Below are 18,688 nucleotides of genomic sequence, written 5' to 3' on the forward strand. Positions count from 1 at the left end.
ATAGCTCACCAGAAACGCCCGGCAAAAAGCCGGGCGTGCGGTGTGCAAAAGTAGGTCGTTAGCGGAGTTCGGACTCCCGCCACGGTTTGTCCCGATACCGAGAATCCGCTATCAGCTTTTGATGGCGGACATTACGTCGCGCGCCGGCGGCAGACGACGACCTGCGGACAAACTGGAATGGGTCTCAGTACGAAACGAAAACAGGCCTGTTTTCTGCCGAGGGACTTCAAACCGCTCGGCAAGAACGAGCTGATCCGACTCGGCAGTGACAACAAGGGCGGCTATGTCGTGTCCGCCGATGCAGTCACCAGCACAAGATATCTCCTCTCGCTCGGTCTCGGAAACAGATGCGAATTCGAGCTGGATTTCGCCGCCATGGCGCGGCTGAAGCGACTGCATGCCCATGACCCCGCGCTCGACGCGGACGAATTGCGCGAGGCGGGACGCCGATCGATATTGCCTTTTTTCGGCGACACGCCCCAGCGTCGCAGGGCGCGCGCGCATCTGAAAAACTACCGCACGCTCTTTACGGACCGTGGCCCGGATTTCCGGCACTCGCGCGACCCTATCGGGCTCAGCGAGGGCGCCATCCCCCTCCACGAGGCACTTGCCGCACTGGGCTCCGAGCCTGGAAGAGGGTTCCTGAAATGCGATATCGGCGGCGCCGAATACGAGATGCTCGATGCCATCATCGAAGCCAATGAGTCCCTGTCCGGGCTTGTGATCGCATTCCACGACGTTCCCGCGAGACTGCGGGAGATCAGGGTCTTCCTGATGGCGATGAAGGACTTCATGGTTCTCGACAATATTGTCGCGGACAACCGGCGCGGCGTTGATCCGCAAGGTTTGCCGAATGTCATAACCCTTTCCATGTCCACTGCTTTTCCCGTCGATCCGCATATCCCGACCGCCGGGGCGACACGACGCTACAAGATCCTGAACGAGCCGGACGACCCGAGCCTGATTGACTTCGAAATCCTCTACGTGGATGATCAGGAAAAGGGGACCAGATAGGGCTCGTCCGAGCCGATCGGCCTAACCGGCTTGCGTCGTTTCCGACCCGTCGAAGGCGATCAGCCCCTCATCCTTGACCTTGCGTATCGTCAATGCGGTGCGCACGGTATCGACATTTTCGGATGCGGTCAGTTCTTCAAGCACGAAATCCTGAAACGTTCGAAAATCCGGTGCGACGCAGTGCAGGAGAAAGTCGCTATCGCCCGAAACCATCCATGCCTCGCGCACAAGCGGCCAGCCGCTGGTCCGCGAAGCAAATGCCTTCAATTCCGCGTCCGACTGGTGGTGCAGTCCGACAAGACAGAACGCGACAATCTCCTGTCCGAGCCGGGTCGTGTCGAGGATGGCGCGATAGCCAGCGATGATTCCGGCCTCTTCCAGCCGACGGACCCGTCGTAGGCATGGCGGAGCCGAGATGCCGACGCGGCTCGCCAGTTCCACATTGGTCATGCGACCGTCATTCTGCAATTCGCGCAAAATGGCCAGATCGATGGAATCGAGTTCGACGGTGTCTTTCATGACCAAGGATTATTGTCAGAATTTCGCAGTGACAACAAAAATGGCGAATACTGCCGCCACTAGGCAGTGGGCACCCGGCCTCGCGCCCTTGCGCGCGAACTACCGCAAGCCTTAGATAATGGCCAAGGATCGCGGGTTACCGATCTCCCGCTTTTTCACTCGAAAGGTCAAGACATGAGTGCGACGAAACACAGCCCCGTGCTGATCATCGGGTCCGGTCCGGCTGGCTACACCGCCGGAATCTACACGGCCCGCGCGATGCTGGAGCCCGTCCTCGTGGCCGGAATGGAACAGGGCGGCCAGTTGACGATCACGACGGATGTGGAGAACTATCCAGGCTATGCGGAGCCCGTCATGGGTCCGTGGATGATGGAGCAGATGCTGGAGCAGGCGAAGAACGTCGGCACCGAGGTCATCAACGATGTCATCACCGAAGTCGATCTCGACGCACGGCCCTTCCGCGCCATTGGCGACAGCGGAACCGTTTACACCGCAGATGCACTCATCATCGCGACAGGCGCCCAGGCCAAATGGCTCGGCATCGATAGCGAGAAAACCTACATGGGATATGGCGTCTCCGCTTGCGCGACCTGTGACGGCTTTTTCTATCGCGGAAAGGACGTGATCGTCGTCGGCGGAGGAAACTCGGCGGTCGAGGAATCCCTCTATCTCGCCAATCTCGCGAAATCGGTCACGCTTGTGCACCGCCGCGACGAGTTGCGTTCGGAGAAGATCCTGCAGGAGAGGCTCTTCGCCAAGGAGAACGTCACCATCATGTGGGACACGGTGATCGACGAGATTCTCGGCGCCAAGAACAATCCGGCCCTCCCCGCCGCCGTGACCGGCGCGCGGCTGAAGAACGTCAAGACGGGCGAGACCAGCGAAATGCCGATCGACGGCATCTTCGTCGCGATCGGGCACGCGCCGGCCGTTTCGCTCTTCGAAGGCAAGCTGAAGCAGAAGCCGAACGGCTATCTGTGGACGGCGCCGGATTCGACCGCGACCAACATTCCCGGTGTCTTTGCCGCCGGCGATGTCACCGACGACGTTTACCGTCAGGCCGTCACCGCCGCCGGACTGGGCTGCATGGCCGCATTGGAAGCGGAAAAATACCTGGCTGCACAGGAATCGGAGCTGCAGGCCGCCGAATAAGCCTGCAGTGCTGAGGGGAGAACCAGAGCCATGCCGCTAGATTGGGACAAATTGCGTGTATTCCACGCTGCCGCAGAGGCCGGGTCATTCACCCATGCCGGCGAAACGCTGCACATGTCGCAATCGGCGGTAAGCCGTCAGGTTTCCGCGCTCGAGCATGAAGTCGGGGTCGCGCTGTTCAACCGGCATGCGCGCGGTCTGGTGCTGACGGAACAGGGCGAACATCTTTTCCGCGCCGCGAATGAAGTGTTCGTCAAGCTGGAAACCGTTCGTGCCCAGCTTTCGGAATCCACCGAACGTCCCTCCGGTCAATTGCGCGTGACGACGACGGTAGGCCTGGGCTCCGGCTGGCTTACCTACCGCGTGCAGGATTTCCTCGAGCTTTTTCCGGAAATCCAATTGCACCTGATGCTGTCGAACGAAGAGCTCGACCTGAACATGCGGCAGGCGGACTGCGCGATCCGTCTGCGGGCTCCCTCGCAGCCGGATCTGATCCAGCGCAAGCTGTTTACCGTGCATTTTCACGTCTATGCGTCCCCGTCCTATCTCAACAAGTACGGACGACCGGAGAAGCCCGAGGATCTGGACAATCACCGTATTATCGGTTTTGCGGAACCAGCCCCCGCCTATCTGATGGAAATGCGCTCGTTCCTCACCCTGGGAAGACCGGACGGCACGCCGAGGGTGCCGGTTCTGGACATCAATTCGATCATGTCGATCAAGCGCGCCGTGCAGCGCGGCATCGGAATAGCCATGCTTCCCGACTACGCGGTCGAGAAGGATGCGGGGCTGGTCCAGCTTCTCGGCAATGTGGCGCTGCCGTCATTCGACACGTATTTCGTATACCCTGAGGCCCTTCGCAACAGCGCCAAACTTCAGGCTTTCCGGGATTTTCTTATCTCCAAGGCACGCAGCTGGGAGTTCTGATCGCCCGCGATGCATACATGGTTTTCGAGCTATGCGTCTAATGCATATGTGCAATGCACAAAAAGAAATTGAAATTTAACCGGACGGTCAGCATATTACGAACATCAAGAACACGCCGTATCCTCCTCCCACGGTACTGTTCGAGATTTTCGAATGAGAAGGCTATCCTCCTCCCAGCCTTCCCATGAGCGAGACCGGGCCGCTATCCTCCTCCCAGCGCGCCCGGTCTTTTTTTATCCAAACCGCTAAGAATGCAGACCACCGCGAGCGATTGCGGTCGCCATCTCCGCATAAACACCACCTTGGTCGATCAGAGAACGAGCCCCGGTGTAACCGCCCTCACCGCGCGTAATCCACAGGCTCACATTTCGTTTCGATCAGCGGGGCAAAGCTGATTGGGAAAGCCGGCGTGGTGCAAATAACCTCGCATCGGTTGGGGGGCGACATGCAAACGGGAGACTTGTCGCATGCTCGTCCGCTACCTTACGCTCACCACAGCTCTGCTCTTCTGCTATCCGTCCCTTGCCGCCGACCTGTCCTGCAACGGCCTCGTTGCTCCCGGCCAGAGCCTCGTCTGCGCCGGCTTTGAACCGAACTGGGCGATCGAACTGAAGTGCGACGGCGCGTTGACATCGAATTTCACCGATGCCTTTTCCGGCAATATCGCAGTGACCGCCGGGAGTGTCGCGATTCTTGCCGAAGATCCATGGCAATTCGAGACGAGCCACCCTGTCGCCGGCACGATCGCCTATACGCCCGCGGGATGCATGGACGAGAGCGACCGCATCTTCGATTTCACATTCACCCCGACAGCGGCACCGGGACTCGCCGGTCCGTTTCATCCATTCTGCTGCCGGATCGAATAATTCGCACTGAAAAATAGCGCAATCACAGCCGACCGGTAATGCAATGCATCCGCCACCTGCAGGGCGGATGTATTAATCTCCCTATTCACTTAACGGTATTTTCTTCTTTTCCGTGAATTGTTCCATCAGAGCGAGAATATACTTTCTCGATTTGCGCGGCGGTGGTTTTCGGAAAGGAAGCGTGATGTCACAGGGACAGGCTCGGAGCGCCACGTTCGGACGAAGAGGGCTAGCGGAACCGTCCACGCGGCCGAGGCAGCGGTTCGGTTCTACGGGACCTATGTCGGGCAGGCCGCAAATGCCCGGCGAGAGGATCGAAGGCGACATCGTAGCGCCGAGGACAGTCAGCGAACATCCGGTGTGGTCCTATTTCAAGGCGTGCGTGGCGGCGTTCGCCACGGCGATCCTGTTGTCGGGCTTCTTCATGGATTCCAACGCGCCCGCCCCGTTCGCTTCGCGCATATTCGTTAATTTCGTCAGCGGCATCGTGATGATGACCTTCGCGCCGCTCCTGCTGATCCCGATCCGGTTGCTTTCAGACCTTTTCCGGCTGGTATCCGTGCCTCGCGGCGTCTCTGACATCCTCATTGGCGGCTTGGTCGGCTCGCTGATGCTTTTACCGGCGATCACCGAGGGCACCGCACCGGATCCGCTGGCGGGCTGTTTCGTCGTCGGCGGACTGCTCGGCGGCTTCGTGTTCTGGCGCGCGCGCGGCTATCCGGGGCTCAGTTCGCACCATCATCGTATGGCAGACCAGTTCGGCGCGGCTCTCGACAAGTCCCGCCAGCAACTTTGACCAAAACGCCGCGCCCCAAGGCGCGGCGACCATCAGCTATCGCGTCAGCCGCTTGTAGGTCACCCGCTTCGGATTGACGCTGTCGGGGCCGAGACGTCTGATCTTGTCGGCTTCGTAATCCTCGAAGTTGCCCTCGAACCATTCGACATGGCTGTCGCCCTCGAAAGCGAGGATGTGGGTGGCAAGGCGGTCGAGGAACATGCGGTCGTGCGAGATGACCACGGCGCAGCCGGCGAAGTTCTCCAGTGCGTCTTCCAACGCGCCCAGCGTCTCGGTGTCGAGGTCGTTGGTCGGTTCGTCGAGAAGCAGCACGTTGCCGCCCTCCTTCAGGAGCTTGGCCAGATGAACGCGGTTGCGCTGGCCGCCCGACAGGGTGCCGACCTTCTGCTGCTGGTCGCCGCCCTTGAAGTTGAAGGAGCCGCAATAGGCACGCGAATTCACCTCGTGTTTGCCCAGCTTGATGATGTCGTTGCCGCCGGAAATCTCCTCCCAGACGGTCTTGTTGCCGTCGAGCGTATCGCGGCTCTGGTCGACATAGGAGAGATTGACCGTATCGCCGACGGTGATCGTGCCGGAGTCGGGCTGCTCCTGACCGGTGATCATGCGGAACAGCGTGGTCTTGCCGGCGCCGTTGGGGCCGATGACGCCGACGATGCCGCCGGGCGGGAGCTTGAACTCCAGATTGTCGATCAGGAGACGGTCGCCATAGCCCTTCGACAGGCCCTCGGCCTCGATCACCACGTTGCCGAGACGCTCGCCGGCCGGAATGACGATCTGCGCGTCGCCGGGGCGGCGATCGTTGGCGGCCTTGACCAGTTCGTCATAGGCGCGGATACGCGCTTTCGACTTGGCCTGGCGGGCCTTGGGCGAGGATGCGATCCATTCCTGCTCGGACGACAGCGCACGCTGGCGGGCGGCTTCCTCGCGGCCCTCCTGCTTCATGCGCTTGGCCTTGGCTTCCAGATAGGCGGTGTAGTTGCCCTCGTACGGAATGCCGCGGCCACGGTCGAGTTCGAGAATCCAGCCGGTGACGTTGTCGAGGAAGTAACGGTCGTGGGTGATCATCAGGACGGAGCCCGGATATTCGCGCAGGTGCTTTTCCAGCCAGGCGATGGTCTCGGCGTCGAGGTGGTTGGTCGGCTCGTCGAGCAGCAGCAGGTCCGGCTGGCGCAGCAGCAGCTGGCAGAGCGCGACGCGGCGCTTCTCGCCGCCGGAGAGATTGTCGATCGAGGCGTGGCCGGGCGGGCAGCGCAGCGCTTCCATCGCCATCTCGACCTGCGAATCGAGATCCCAGAGATTCTGCGCGTCGATGATATCCTGGAGCTTGGCGCCCTCTTCCGCTGTCTCGTCGGAATAGTTCATCATCAGTTCGTTGTAGCGGTCGAGGATCGCCTTCTTGTCTGCGACGCCCTCCATGACATTGCCCATCACGTCGAGGCTTTCGTCAAGCTGCGGCTCCTGCGGGAGATAGCCGCGCGTAGCGCCCTCGGCGAGCCACGCCTCGCCGGTATATTCCGTGTCGAGACCCGCCATGATCCGCAGCACGGTCGACTTGCCGGCGCCGTTCGGACCAAGAATGCCGATCTTGGCATCCGGATAGAAGGACAGGTGAATGTTCTCGAGAACCTTCTTGGCGCCATAGGCCTTGTTGAGACCGGACATGTGATAGATGAACTGGCGTGCCATCGGGCAAAAAGCTCCATTGCGCATGTTTTCGTGGAATTGCGCGCTTCCTAGGTGAATTTCCCTTCGCCTGCAACGGGCCAGAACGGCTCGGTTTCCAGTTCGCCGATTAATCCGATCTTAGCCGCTTTCGGTTATGCTGACTGTGCAGACCAGCGGCTGGAGCAGACATTCATGTCCATTACGACAGAGGCGCCATCGGTCGCGGACAGGGGCGAGTCCGCGCTCTTTTCACGCCCCTCCCTCCTGTTTGCGCTCTTTGTGGCGGTGATTCCGAACCTGATGTTCGCGCTGGCCGCGCCGTTCTACATCGCGTCGCGGCTGATCTCGCCTCTTCTGTTCCTGGCGGCCGGGATCGCGGGCCTCTTCGTGCCCGCGCCCCTGACTTATCTGCTGTTCATCGCCGCCGCGGCGATCGACATGACGCTGATCATCATGATCGCGTTCCACCTGCCGCTCGACGTGGCGCTCGACTCGCTGCATTACGCCGCATCGATCGACCCGACCGCGTCGATTCTCTACGTTTCGGTCGGGATGGCCGTCACAGCGACGACTGTGCTTTCGGCCTATCTGGTCAACCGTCACCGCGCCATGCTGCGCGGGGCATCGCTGATCCCTGCCCTGCTGGTTGCGGGCGGCCTGTCGGCAGCCGACTATCTGTGGACGCAGCCCTATTTCCAAAAGCCTGACGTCGCCATCGACAGCGCGCGACTCCAGACGGGACTCAGCGCGCAAACCGTCGCGGCAAGCGGCCACAACCTGCTGATCGTCACGGTCGAAGGGCTCGGCGCTTTCGCGGCCCCGGAGGAGCGCGACCTGTTCAAGTCGATGCTGACGCAAAACCTGCCGGAAGGCCGGTTCCGCGTCGAAGACGGCCAGACCTATTATTCCGGTTCGACAACCGGTGCCGCCGCGCGCGAATTATGTGGCCGCTGGGGCGACTATATCGATTACCTGACCGGTGCCGCATCCTATGACTGCCTGCCGAACAAACTCGCCGCCGATGGCTACGAGACAATCGCGTTCCACGGCTTCGGCACCGACATGTTCCAGCGCGACAAATGGTATCCGGAGATCGGTTTCCAGAAGCTGGAATTCATGGACCAACTTCTGGCGGAAAAGCCCGGCCAATTCCCGCAGCGTTGCGGCAGCGTGTTCGAGGGCCTTTGCGACGCCGATGTGGGCAACGCCGTGCACGCGGCGCTCAGGACCGACCCGCAAAAGCGCAAGTTCATCTACTGGCTGACGCTCAATTCCCATATCCCGTTCGTCGAGAGCGAAGACGACCGGATGGGATGCCGCTCCGCCGCCCCGAAGATCGGCAACAAAACGGTGTGTGAACTGTCCAACCTGTGGTCGGGCGTGTTCGAAAAGGTCAATGCGATCGCGGTCGATCCGGGCATTGGCGCAACCGACATCCTCATCGTTGGCGACCACCACACGCCGCTGTGGGAACGCGCGGCCAAGAAGCGCTTCGTTCTCGGCAAGGTCGACTGGTTCCTGTTGCGCCATCGATAGTCATAGGCCGCCCGGCCACCGGTACACCTGCCGAGTCTTGACAGGTCGCCTTATCTGGCAGCAATTCGATGCCGGGAGGTTGGGGCAAAATGGGATTTTCGGAACGGCAGATTCACGCCTCACAGACTGGCGCGGCGCTATGTATGCGCCACGAGCCGGCAAGCGATGGCGCTATCGGCGTGATCCATATTCTTCACGGTCTTGCTGAGCACTCGGAGCGATATGACGCATTCGCGCGGCAATTGTCGCAGTCGGGATTTCATGTCTATGCGCACGACCATAGAGGCCACGGCTTCACCGAAGCACCCGGCGCGCCGCTCGGCTCCTTCGACAGTGGCGGCGAAGGCGCGCGGCTCGTGCTGGCGGATATCGCCTCTATCCACGATCATGTCGCCGACGCGCATCCGGGCCTGCCCGTTCTGCTCTTCGGTCACTCCATGGGCGGCACGATCGCGCTCAGATATGCTTTCGAACACCCGGAGTCCCTGACAGGCGTCGCCGCGTGGAACGCCAGCCTGATCACCGGCCTTCTCGGCCGCGCCGGGATGTGGATACTCGCCTGGGAACGCTTCAGGCTCGGTTCCGACGTGCCTTCCCGGCTGCTGCCGCGGCTGACCTTCGGAGAATGGGCGAAATCGGTGAAAAGCCGCCGCACCGAATTCGACTGGTTGAGCCGCGACCCGGCCGCCGTCGATGCCTATGTCGCCGATCCTCTCTGCGGCTGGCCGGCCTCGGTTGGGATGTGGCGCGATGTTCAGGAGATGGCTTTGACCGTCACCGACATGACGAATGCGCCGGAGGCCGCCCGGCGTCTGCCCTGGCATCTGCTTGGCGGCGGGCGCGATCCGGCGACGATGTTCGGCAAGGCGGTCACGGCCCAGGTGAACCGCATGCGAGCTGCCGGATTCGACGACGTCACACTCGAACTGCTTCCCGAAATGCGCCATGAAACGCTCAACGAGATCGACCGGGACGAAGCTATCGCCCCGCTGATCCGCTGGTTTACGGCCAAGGCGGTGTCTCAAGCCTCGGTCTGAGGATCCGATTTCCCGATACTCGTTACGGCTTTCCACAGCGGCGTGAAGATCGCTTTGGCGAAGGGGATCAGGAGGATGCCGAGGGCAACACCGAAAACACCGTCCATTGCCGCTTTTGCCGTCCACTCCACCGCGCCTTGCGCCTGCGGCACGGCATGGCCGGCTGCAACGGCGACGTCGTGGATTTGATGACCGAGCCAGGAAAAGCCCAGCGCCTCAAGCCCGTGAACAACGATTGAGCCGCCGACCCACAGCATCGCCGCAGTGCCGACGATGGTCAGCGTCTTCAGGAAACCGGGCATGCCCTTGACGACAGCGCGGCCCACGGCGCGGGTGAAGGAAAAGCGGCCGCCTTCAGCCATCAGCAAGCCAAGATCATCGGCCTTCACGATCAGCGCGACACTGCCATAGACCAGAATCGTGATACCGGCGCCGGCAGCGGCCAGCGTCGCCGCCTCGAACCAGATGTTGCTCTCCGGAATCTCGGCGAGCACGATCGTCATGATTTCCGCCGAGAGGATGAAATCGGTCTTGATGGCGCCTTCCACCTTTTCCTTCTCCAGATGCAGCGGATCCTCAGGGGTCGCGGCGGCGGCCTTCGCATCGGGACCGTGATGCGGCATGAAGAGATGGACGACCTTCTCGGCCCCCTCGAAACACAGATAGGCACCGCCGACCATCAGCAGCGGCGTAATCGCCCAGGGCGCGAAGGTGGAGAGCAGCAGCGCGGCCGGCAACAGGACGATCATCTTGTTGCGCAGCGAGCCCTTGGTGATCTGCCAGACGATCGGCAATTCGCGGGCCGGCGAAAAGCCGTGGAGATATTTCGGCGTGACGGCCGCATCATCGATCAGCGCGCCCGACGCCTTGGCGCTGGCCTTGACCGCCTGTCCAACGACATCATCGACCGAGGACGCTGCGATCTTGGCGATCGCCGCAACGTCGTCGAGAAGGGCCAGAAGACCGCTCATACTGGAATACTCCGCCTGTTCATCGAATCCGCTCAGCCCCATTGAACGGTGTAACGGTCAATAGCCCATAAGAGAACACCCGGCCGTCCATAGCTTCCGGATGCGCAAAGAAAAACCCCGCCGAAAAGGCGGGGCTGTTTGCGTCAGGCTGCGCCCGGTTGCGCTAAAACGGCTTACTCGCCGCTTTCATGCGCCAGATATGCGATGACGTCGGCGATTTCCTTCTCCTTGGTCAGCTTGAAAGTCATCTTGGACTTTTCAACCATGTCTTTCGGAGAAGGCAGATACTGGGTCAGCGTCTCGACATTCCAGACGAGGCCTTCGTCGTGGAATTTCTTAAGACCGACCGAATATTTGTAGCCGTCGACAGAGCCCGCAGTACGTCCATAGATGCCGACGAGATGCGGACCGACCTTGTTCTGTTCCTTCTCGATCGTATGACAGGCCTTGCACTTGCGGAACACCTTTTCGCCGGCCTCGGCGTCGCCGGTGATGTCCTGCGCGTAGGCGGCGGAACCGGCGAGAACCATGGCGCCGGCAAATATTGCAGTTACGAATTTCACTCAGTTTCTCCCACTCAATTTGGAGCCTCGTCCCTTAACCCAAGGGTATGGCATTTGTGCGCCTTATGCCACCGCCCTTGCGAGCGCGCACTGGGACCACAGGTCGCAGAGCGCTGTGGCGAGGTGATCGATGTCGGCCTGGGTGTGCAGCGGCGTCGGCGTGATCCTCAGCCGTTCCGTCTTCACCGGGACCGTCGGGTAGTTGATCGGCTGCACATAGATCCCGTAGCTGTCGAGCAGGATGTCGGAGATCCACTTGCACTTCTTCGCATCCCCCACCATCACCGGCACGATGTGGCTCGGATTGGGCATGTGCGGGATTCCCCGAGCATCCAACGCAGCGCGAACCTTGGCCACATTGGCCTTGTGCATCTCGCGCTCCGCCCGGCTTTCCTTCAAATGCCGGATCGACGCCGTCGCGCCGGCGGCAAGCGACGGCGGAAGCGCCGTGGTGAAGATGAAGCCCGAGGCAAACGAGCGCACGAAGTCGATCAGGTTCGACGAACCCGTGATGTAGCCGCCCATCACGCCAAAGGCCTTGCCGAGCGTGCCCTCGATCACCGTCAGACGGTCCATCAGACCCTCGCGCTCGGCCACCCCGCCGCCGCGCGGACCGTACATGCCGACCGCGTGCACCTCGTCGAGATAGGTCATCGCATTGTGCTTCTCGGCGACCGAGCAGATCTCCGCGATCGGCGCGATGTCGCCATCCATCGAATAGACGCTCTCGAAGGCCACCAGCTTCGGCGCCGCCGGATCGTCCTGGCTCATCAGCCGGTCGAGGTCCTTCCAGTCATTGTGCTTGAAAATGCGCTTTTCGCAGCGCGAATGACGGATGCCCTCGATCATCGAGGCGTGGTTCAGCGCGTCCGAATAGACGATGATGCCGGGGATCTTCGAGGCCAGCGTGCCGAGCGCCGCCCAGTTGGAGACATAGCCGCTCGTGAAGATCAGCGCCGATTCCTTGCCGTGCAGGTCGGCCAGTTCGCGCTCCAGCATGACATGGTAGTGGTTGGTGCCCGAGATGTTGCGCGTGCCGCCCGCGCCGGTGCCGCATTTGTCGATCGCCTCGTGCATCGCCGCGACGACCCTGTCGTTCTGGCCCATGCCGAGATAGTCGTTCGAGCACCAAACCGTCACGTCCTGCTTCGAGCCGTCCGCGCGATACCGCGTCGCCTTCGGGAACTCTCCCGCATGCCGCTCGAGATCCGCAAAAACACGGTAGTTCCCGTCATCACGCAACGACGAAAGACGGTCGGTGAAAAACTGTTCGTAATCCAATCCCTTGGTCTCCACTGAACGGTACACGAAACCGCCTTCCATTATTTTGGCGTTCATATAGCGGGTGCCTCCGTATTTTGGAATGACTCAAAATCGGAGTTATCTGGCATTGCTGCCGCGACAACGACATTGATCCTGATCAAGCATCGTCAATCACCCGCAAAAAGAAACAGTATTCCGATCTTTTTTAAACATTTGGAACGCGCGTCCTCGTGCGCCATTTTGCCGCCATCTAAATTGCGGGCTCGAAACAGACGAGGCCCGAAATGCGTCACTTTCCCATTTATCTCGATCTCGCCGGACGGCAAGTCGTCGTTTCAGGGGCGGGAGAGTGCGCTGTTTCGAAACTGCGCCTTCTCCTGAAAACACGTGCCGATATCGCCGTCTTCGGAACCGAACCCGTCCGCCAGATCCGGGAATGGGCCGCCGCAGGGCGCATCACGCTTGCCCGGCGCGCCCTCGCCGACGGCGATGCGAAAGGCGCGATCCTCCTCTATGCCGCCAATGAGGACGACACCGAGGACGCCCGCGTGGCCTATATCGGTCGCGAAGCCGGCGCGCTGGTCAATATCGTCGACAATCTCGACGATTCGCACTTCATCACCCCCGCCATCGTCGATCGTGACCCGGTCACCATCGCGATCGGCACGGAAGGTGCCGCACCCGTGCTCGCGCGCAGGATCAAGGCCGATATCGAGGAGCGACTGCCTGCATCGCTCGGCTTGCTCGCCCGGATCGGCCAGGCCTTCCGGGAGCGTGCCGCCCTCCTCCCGATGGGGCGCAAGCGGCGGGATTTCTGGACACGCTATTATTCCGGCGAGGGCGATGCCGCATTGAAGCAGGGCGGCGAAGCCGGTGTGCGCGCCAAGCTGGAGGAACTTCTGACCGACGCCATCGAAACGCGGCAGCGCGACGGTCATGTGGCGCTGATCGGCGCAGGCCCCGGCGACCCGGATCTCCTGACCGTCAAGGCGCGCCGCCTCATCCATGAGGCGGACGTCGTGCTGCACGACCGCCTCGTCCCGCAAGCGATCATCGAACTGGCGCGCCGGGAGGCCGTTATCGTCGAAACCGGAAAGACAGGGTACGGACCGTCCTGGACACAGCAGGATATCAATGCGCTGACGGTGGACCACGCCCGCAAGGGCGCGCAGGTTGTGCGCCTGAAATCAGGCGACCCCGCGATCTTCGGCAGGCTCGACGAGGAACTGGATGCCCTGGACGAAGCCGGCATCTCCTGGGAGATCGTGCCCGGCATCACTGCTGCGTCCGCGGCCGCAGCCTCCTCCGGCCTGTCGCTGACGAAACGAGGACGGAACTCGTCGATCACTTTCCTGACGGGCCGCGACATCGAGGGCTTCGCCGAACATGACTGGCGTGACCTCGCCAATCCCGGCGCGGGCGCCGCAATCTATATGGGCGTGCGCGCGGCCACATTCCTGCGCGGACGGCTGATGATGCATGGCGCAGCGGCCGATACGCCGGTCACCGTGGTCGAGAACGCGTCGCGCCCCGAACAGAAAACCATCGCAACGACATTGCTCGCCCTGCCCGATGCACTGAACGCGGCGGAGATTACCGGCCCGGCGGTTCTGCTTTACGGCATGGAAGCTCGCAAGGCTGTTCAAGTCGCTGCCAATCCGATTCACGAAAAAGCTGGAGTGCTTTGAAATGGCTCGCGAATACAAGCCCCGCATTGTCACCGCCAACGACCTGTTCGAGGGTGACGCGGTCTATTTCACCGCCTCGCATGGATGGTCACGCGACCATGGCGACGCTGTTGTCGCGTTTTCGCAGGACGCCGCCGACAAGCTTCTGTCGGCCGCCAACATGCAGCAGGACCAGGTCGTCGGCCCCTACCTCGCGGAGACCGTGATGGGCGACGACAACCGTCCTCAGCCGCTGCACTTCCGCGAAGCATTCCGCACGCGCGGCCCGTCCAATTATTTCCACGGCAAACAGGCAGGAGCCTGAGACCCATGTACACGTACAATGAATTCGACGACGCCTTCGTGCGCAACCGCGTGGCGGAATTCCGCGATCAGGTGGAACGGCGTATCGACGGGTCCCTGACCGAAGACGAGTTCAAGCCGCTCCGGCTGAAGAACGGCGTCTATCTGCAGCTGCACGCCTACATGCTGCGCGTCGCAATCCCCTACGGCACGATCAATTCGCGGCAGATGCGCCAGCTTGCGCTGATCGCCGAGCGCTTCGACAAGGGCTATGGACATTTCACCACGCGCCAGAACATTCAGTTCAACTGGCCGCGCCTGAAGGACATTCCCGATATCCTGGACCTTCTCGCCGATGTCGGCATGCACGCCATCCAGACGTCCGGCAACTGCATCCGCAACGTGACCGCCGATCATTTCGCCGGCGCGGCCGCGGACGAGATCGAGGATCCGCGCCCGACGGCGGAACTGCTGCGGCAGTGGTCGACGGACCATCCGGAGTTCCAGTATCTGCCCCGCAAGTTCAAGATCGCGATCACCGGAGCGCCGAACGACCGCGCGGTGACGAAAGCCCATGACATCGGCCTGCGGATGCTGCGAAACGAGGCAGGTGAACCGGGCTACGAAGTCATTGTCGGCGGCGGGCTCGGCCGCACGCCGATGGTCGGCAAGGTGGTGCGCGACTTCCTGCCGAAGGCTGACCTGCTGCCTTATCTGGAAGCGATCCTGCAGGTCTACAATCTGTCGGGACGCCGGGACAACAAATACAAGGCGCGGATCAAGATCCTCGTTCACGAAACCGGGCTCGACGAGATCAGGGAAAAAATCGAGGCGGCCTTTGTACGCCAGAAGCGGGACTTCGCGGGCGTGCCGGCGGACCTCGTCGCACAGATCGACGAGGCGTTCGCGCCGCCGTTGTTCGACAACACCCGCTCCCTCGCCTACGAACAGGCGCTTGGCGCCGACCCGCTGCTCCGCTCTTTTGCCGAGACCAATGTCGCGGAACACAAGAACCCGGCCTACGGCATCGTCTCGGTCTCTCTCAAGCCGGTCGGCGGCACGCCGGGCGACGCGACGGCGGACCAAATGCGGGTCCTCGCCGATCTCGCCGAACGCTACGGTCACGACGAATTGCGGATTTCGCACGAGCAGAACGTGATCCTGCCGCATGTCCGCAAGGCGGATATTCCGGCGGTTCACGCGGCCCTGCGGGAAGCCGGCCTCGCTACCGCGAATATCGGCCTCGTCTCCGACATCATTGCCTGCCCCGGCATGGATTACTGCGCGCTGGCGACGGCACGCTCGATCCCGGTCGCCCAGGCGATCTCGAACCGTTTCGACGAACTGAAGCTGGAACGCGATATCGGTCCGCTCAAGATCAAGATCTCCGGCTGCATCAATGCCTGCGGTCATCACCATGTCGGCCACATAGGCATACTGGGGCTGGACAAGGCGGGGCGCGAAAACTACCAGATCACGCTTGGCGGCGACGGCACCGAGACCACGACGATCGGCGAGCGGACAGGTCCCGGCTTCGACGCCGAAGACCTCGTTCCAGCCATCGAGGCCATCGTTCTCGCCTATCTGGAACAGCGCGTGGACGCGTCGGAGACGTTCCTGGAAGCCTATCGCCGTCTTGGCGCCGAGCCTTTCAAGCAGGCGATCTACGACAAGGAAAAGGATGAAGCCCGTGCTGCATGAACGCCTCCTGCCGGATGGCGCCGATAACGGTATGCAAGCCCGTTACGCCCACACCCGCGACGTGTTGAGAAAGGCCCTTGTCGGCAAGGCGCATGGCGAGATCGCCGTCGTATCCTCCTTCGGGGCCGAATCCGCGGCGCTTCTTCATCTCGTTGCAGAAGCTGATCCGGCGACCCCTGTGATCTTCATCGACACGCGCATGCTGTTCGAGGAAACGTTGGCCTACAAGGACCAGCTCATTCGCCATCTCGGTCTTTCCAACGTGCGCACCGTGTCGCCGAACGGCGCGGCCATCAGCGACACCGATCCCTTCGGCCGGCTGCACCTGACCGATACGAATGCATGCTGCGGATTCCGCAAGACGCATGTGCTGCGGGAGGCGCTGGACGGTTTCGACGGCTGGATCACCGGGCGCAAGCGCTTCCAGGCGGCGACCCGCCATGGCGTTGGCACCTATGAGCAGGCCGCGGACGGCAAGCTGAAGATCAATCCACTGGCGTTCTGGTCGAAGCAGGACATCGACGCGCATTTTGACGCATTTGATCTGCCTCAACATCCGCTGGTCGAGCATGGCTATCCTTCGATTGGCTGCGCGGCCTGCACAAGTCCGGTGGCGGCCGGCGAAGATGCGCGCGCCGGGCGTTGGCGCGGTTCCGAAAAAACCGAGTGCGGCATCCATTTCGAAAACGGAAAGCTGGTGCGCACGGGCGGCGCGGGCGCGGGAGAACAGGCATGAGCATTATCGTCACCGATGACGGTTTCCGTCCGGACGATCTTGAGACCGGCGGGGCGCGCCGTTTGTCGCTGGATGCAATGCGGGAAACGAATGGTGGGGGCGATATCGCGCTCGATATCCCCAACGATGTCGATCCGAACGAGGTTTCCGCATATTTCGATCGCGTCTCCGCGATCGTCATCCCGTTTCCGTCCTTTGCGGACGGGCGCGGATTTTCGCTGGCCCGGCAGTTGCGGCAGGCGGGATATACCGGGCGGTTGCGTGCCAGCGGCCATGTCATTGCCGACCAGTATGCCCATGCCCGCCGCGTCGGCTTCGACGAGGTGGAAATCGGCGAGGAACTGGCCGCGCGCCAGCCGGAAGCGCAATGGCGGTCGCGCGCGGACTGGCGCGCCCATGACTATCAAAAGCGTTTGCAGGCAACTGCCTGAAGGGTTTAACAGGACAATCGAACCATGAACGACCTGCCGTCAATCAAAGAGACGGGAACGCCCGTGAACATTGCCACGCCCCTGCCCGACGGCCAGACCGTCACCGAAGTCAAGCACTGGACGGACAAGCTGTTTTCGTTTCGGCTGACGCGACCGCAGAGTCTGCGCTTCCGCTCCGGCGAGTTCGTGATGATCGGACTGATGGGCGATCCTGTCGGCGACAAGCCTGCCAAGCCGATCCTGCGGGCCTATTCCATCGCGTCTCCGTCCTGGGACGAGGAACTGGAGTTCTATTCCATCGCGGTGCCGGACGGCCCGCTGACCTCGAAGCTTGTTCACATCAAGCCGGGCGATCAGGTGATCCTCAAGACCAAGCCCGTCGGAACGCTGGTCGTCGATGCGCTACTGCCGGGCAAGCGTCTCTACATGATCGCCACCGGCACGGGCATCGCGCCCTTTGCCTCGCTGATCCGCGATCCGGAAGTCTACGAGAAATTCGACCAGGTGATCCTGACCCATACCTGCCGCCATGTTGCCGAACTGGATTACGGTCGCGAACTGGTCGAGAACCTCATCAACGACCCGCTGATCGGCGAAATGGTGAATGGCAAGCTCGTCTACTACCCGACGACAACGCGCGAAGAGTCGCCGAAGATGGGCCGCATCACCGACAAGATCCGCTCCGGCGAATTGTTCACCGATCTCGGCCTGCCCGCATGGGACAAGGAAACCGACCGGGTGATGATCTGCGGGTCCGTGGGCCTCAACCTGGAAATCAAGGAACTGTGCGAAGCCGCCGGCATGGAAGAAGGCGCCAATTCCAAACCGGGACATTTCGTGTTGGAAAAGAGCTTCGTCGGCGAAGGCGGGATTCTCTAAGGTTTGTCCTTGGGGGAAGGACCGTGGCAGGTGACTATTAGTTATCGTCCTTGCTCGGATGCTCCGCCAGCTTCCTTTTTTCGATCTCACTATTAACATCGATCACTATCCAAGATTTCTGACCCTCAGAAAACTCGAAATAGTATGTTCGACCGAGCATTGTTGAGTTCGAAATTTGATCCGAAAGGCGATCACCTTCTTCCATTGAATGGTGTTCAGCAAGCATCCCAAAAATCTCATCGAGCATTGTGGAGTAGGTTTCGTGATCGACTCCCTCGGGGAACACAAACTTTATTTGCTCCCCATCTCTCGTCGCCGACTGAACGGAAAATAGTAGTGACCGGCGCAGAGGTCTCTGCTCTAGCGTAGATCCATATATCTTTTCCAAAAGTTTAACGAGAGCTCTCTTTAAAACAGAATAGTGGTCTTTGCCCGCTTCACTCAGAAATGCATCTAAATACGGGCGAAGAATGTAGACCGCTATTAGTGTTGGTATAGCCCATTCAAAAGCTGCATACAGCCCAATTGGTCGTTTTTCAGACCCTATATGCAAGCCACTCAAACTTGCTTCACCTATGAATTCGTTAGGGTCAAAACCCAATCAGCCTGTTGAGTGAACGACGCAAATCAGATTCAGAGCTTCTGGAAGTCCGTCTGGAGGT

19 protein-coding genes are annotated in these 18,688 nt (G+C 61.1%); 13 read left to right on the forward strand and 6 right to left on the reverse strand.

Annotated features, from left to right (window positions below; genetic code table 11):
• The first annotated feature begins 177 nt into the window (after positions 1-177).
• A complete protein-coding gene (locus tag LC343_RS11475; RefSeq protein WP_223477239.1) occupies positions 178-1,014 on the forward strand; it encodes a hypothetical protein in 837 nt (278 codons plus the stop codon).
• Positions 1,015-1,035: 21 nt separating this feature from the next.
• Here the strand turns inward: LC343_RS11475 and LC343_RS11480 are convergent, their stop codons facing one another.
• Positions 1,036-1,533 (reverse strand): Lrp/AsnC family transcriptional regulator, encoded by a 498-nt coding sequence (locus LC343_RS11480; RefSeq protein WP_223477240.1) that lies wholly within the window; start codon positions 1,531-1,533, stop codon positions 1,036-1,038.
• A gap of 174 nt (positions 1,534-1,707) precedes the next feature.
• Here LC343_RS11480 and trxB point away from each other — a divergent pair, with 174 nt between their 5' ends.
• The 4 genes from trxB (at position 1,708) to LC343_RS11500 (ending at position 5,274) form a co-directional block, all read left to right on the forward strand.
• Positions 1,708-2,685 carry a thioredoxin-disulfide reductase gene (gene trxB / locus LC343_RS11485; protein ID WP_223477241.1) on the forward strand — a complete coding sequence of 326 codons (978 nt, stop codon included), beginning with the start codon at positions 1,708-1,710 and terminating at the stop codon, positions 2,683-2,685.
• 30 nt (positions 2,686-2,715) lie between these two features.
• Entirely contained in the window at positions 2,716-3,612 is an 897-nt protein-coding gene (locus tag LC343_RS11490; protein WP_223477242.1) for a LysR family transcriptional regulator, read from the forward strand.
• A gap of 467 nt (positions 3,613-4,079) precedes the next feature.
• Positions 4,080-4,478: a hypothetical protein gene (locus LC343_RS11495; protein WP_223477243.1), complete on the forward strand. Its 399-nt coding sequence runs from the start codon at positions 4,080-4,082 to the stop codon at positions 4,476-4,478.
• 298 nt (positions 4,479-4,776) lie between these two features.
• Positions 4,777-5,274 carry a hypothetical protein gene (locus LC343_RS11500; RefSeq protein ID WP_223477244.1) on the forward strand — a complete coding sequence of 166 codons (498 nt, stop codon included), beginning with the start codon at positions 4,777-4,779 and terminating at the stop codon, positions 5,272-5,274.
• Positions 5,275-5,310: 36 nt separating this feature from the next.
• Here the strand turns inward: LC343_RS11500 and ettA are convergent, their stop codons facing one another.
• Complete coding sequence (ettA, locus tag LC343_RS11505; RefSeq protein WP_223477245.1) at positions 5,311-6,960, reverse strand: energy-dependent translational throttle protein EttA; 1,650 nt, start codon at positions 6,958-6,960, stop codon at positions 5,311-5,313.
• A 171-nt stretch (positions 6,961-7,131) separates the two neighbouring features.
• Here ettA and LC343_RS11510 point away from each other — a divergent pair, with 171 nt between their 5' ends.
• Both LC343_RS11510 and LC343_RS11515 read left to right on the forward strand, forming a co-directional pair.
• A complete protein-coding gene (locus tag LC343_RS11510; RefSeq protein WP_223477246.1) occupies positions 7,132-8,475 on the forward strand; it encodes a sulfatase-like hydrolase/transferase in 1,344 nt (447 codons plus the stop codon).
• 89 nt (positions 8,476-8,564) lie between these two features.
• Positions 8,565-9,512 carry an alpha/beta hydrolase gene (locus LC343_RS11515; RefSeq protein ID WP_223477247.1) on the forward strand — a complete coding sequence of 316 codons (948 nt, stop codon included), beginning with the start codon at positions 8,565-8,567 and terminating at the stop codon, positions 9,510-9,512.
• Here LC343_RS11515 and LC343_RS11520 read toward each other — a convergent pair.
• The 3 genes from LC343_RS11520 to hemA all read right to left on the reverse strand — a co-directional run bounded on the left by LC343_RS11520 (position 9,497) and on the right by hemA (position 12,384).
• Positions 9,497-10,483 carry a DUF808 domain-containing protein gene (locus LC343_RS11520; protein ID WP_223477248.1) on the reverse strand — a complete coding sequence of 329 codons (987 nt, stop codon included), beginning with the start codon at positions 10,481-10,483 and terminating at the stop codon, positions 9,497-9,499. The two genes, LC343_RS11515 and LC343_RS11520, sit on opposite strands and share 16 nt — an antisense overlap.
• A 173-nt stretch (positions 10,484-10,656) precedes the next feature.
• Positions 10,657-11,046, reverse strand: a complete 390-nt coding sequence (locus LC343_RS11525; RefSeq protein WP_223477249.1) for a c-type cytochrome — start codon at positions 11,044-11,046, stop codon at positions 10,657-10,659.
• 63 nt (positions 11,047-11,109) lie between these two features.
• Positions 11,110-12,384 carry a 5-aminolevulinate synthase gene (hemA, locus tag LC343_RS11530; protein ID WP_223477250.1) on the reverse strand — a complete coding sequence of 425 codons (1,275 nt, stop codon included), beginning with the start codon at positions 12,382-12,384 and terminating at the stop codon, positions 11,110-11,112.
• Between the two features lie 209 nt (positions 12,385-12,593).
• Between hemA and cysG the strand changes: the two genes are divergently transcribed.
• Genes cysG through LC343_RS11560 form a run of 6 tightly spaced genes read left to right on the forward strand, consistent with a single transcriptional unit; the run spans position 12,594 to position 18,026 of the window.
• Positions 12,594-13,997 (forward strand): siroheme synthase CysG, encoded by a 1,404-nt coding sequence (gene cysG, locus LC343_RS11535; RefSeq protein ID WP_223477251.1) that lies wholly within the window; start codon positions 12,594-12,596, stop codon positions 13,995-13,997.
• Between the two features lies 1 nt (position 13,998).
• Positions 13,999-14,301 (forward strand): DUF2849 domain-containing protein, encoded by a 303-nt coding sequence (locus LC343_RS11540; protein ID WP_223477252.1) that lies wholly within the window; start codon positions 13,999-14,001, stop codon positions 14,299-14,301.
• A gap of 5 nt (positions 14,302-14,306) precedes the next feature.
• Positions 14,307-15,980, forward strand: a complete 1,674-nt coding sequence (locus LC343_RS11545; protein ID WP_223477253.1) for a nitrite/sulfite reductase — start codon at positions 14,307-14,309, stop codon at positions 15,978-15,980.
• Positions 15,961-16,716 carry a phosphoadenylyl-sulfate reductase gene (locus LC343_RS11550; RefSeq protein WP_428982544.1) on the forward strand — a complete coding sequence of 252 codons (756 nt, stop codon included), beginning with the start codon at positions 15,961-15,963 and terminating at the stop codon, positions 16,714-16,716. The genes LC343_RS11545 and LC343_RS11550 overlap by 20 nt, the downstream gene beginning before the upstream one ends.
• Positions 16,713-17,147 (forward strand): DUF934 domain-containing protein, encoded by a 435-nt coding sequence (locus LC343_RS11555; RefSeq protein WP_223477255.1) that lies wholly within the window; start codon positions 16,713-16,715, stop codon positions 17,145-17,147. The genes LC343_RS11550 and LC343_RS11555 overlap by 4 nt, the downstream gene beginning before the upstream one ends.
• Before the next feature lie 24 nt (positions 17,148-17,171).
• Complete coding sequence (locus tag LC343_RS11560) at positions 17,172-18,026, forward strand: ferredoxin--NADP reductase (RefSeq protein WP_223477256.1); 855 nt, start codon at positions 17,172-17,174, stop codon at positions 18,024-18,026.
• Positions 18,027-18,063: 37 nt separating this feature from the next.
• Here LC343_RS11560 and LC343_RS11565 read toward each other — a convergent pair whose 3' ends face one another.
• On the reverse strand, positions 18,064-18,588 hold the full coding sequence (locus LC343_RS11565) for a hypothetical protein (protein WP_223477257.1): 525 nt from the start codon (positions 18,586-18,588) through the stop codon (positions 18,064-18,066).
• Positions 18,589-18,688 lie beyond the last annotated feature (100 nt).

The organism is Oricola indica, assembly GCF_019966595.1.
GTDB classification, from domain to species: Bacteria; Pseudomonadota; Alphaproteobacteria; order Rhizobiales; family Rhizobiaceae; genus Oricola; species Oricola indica.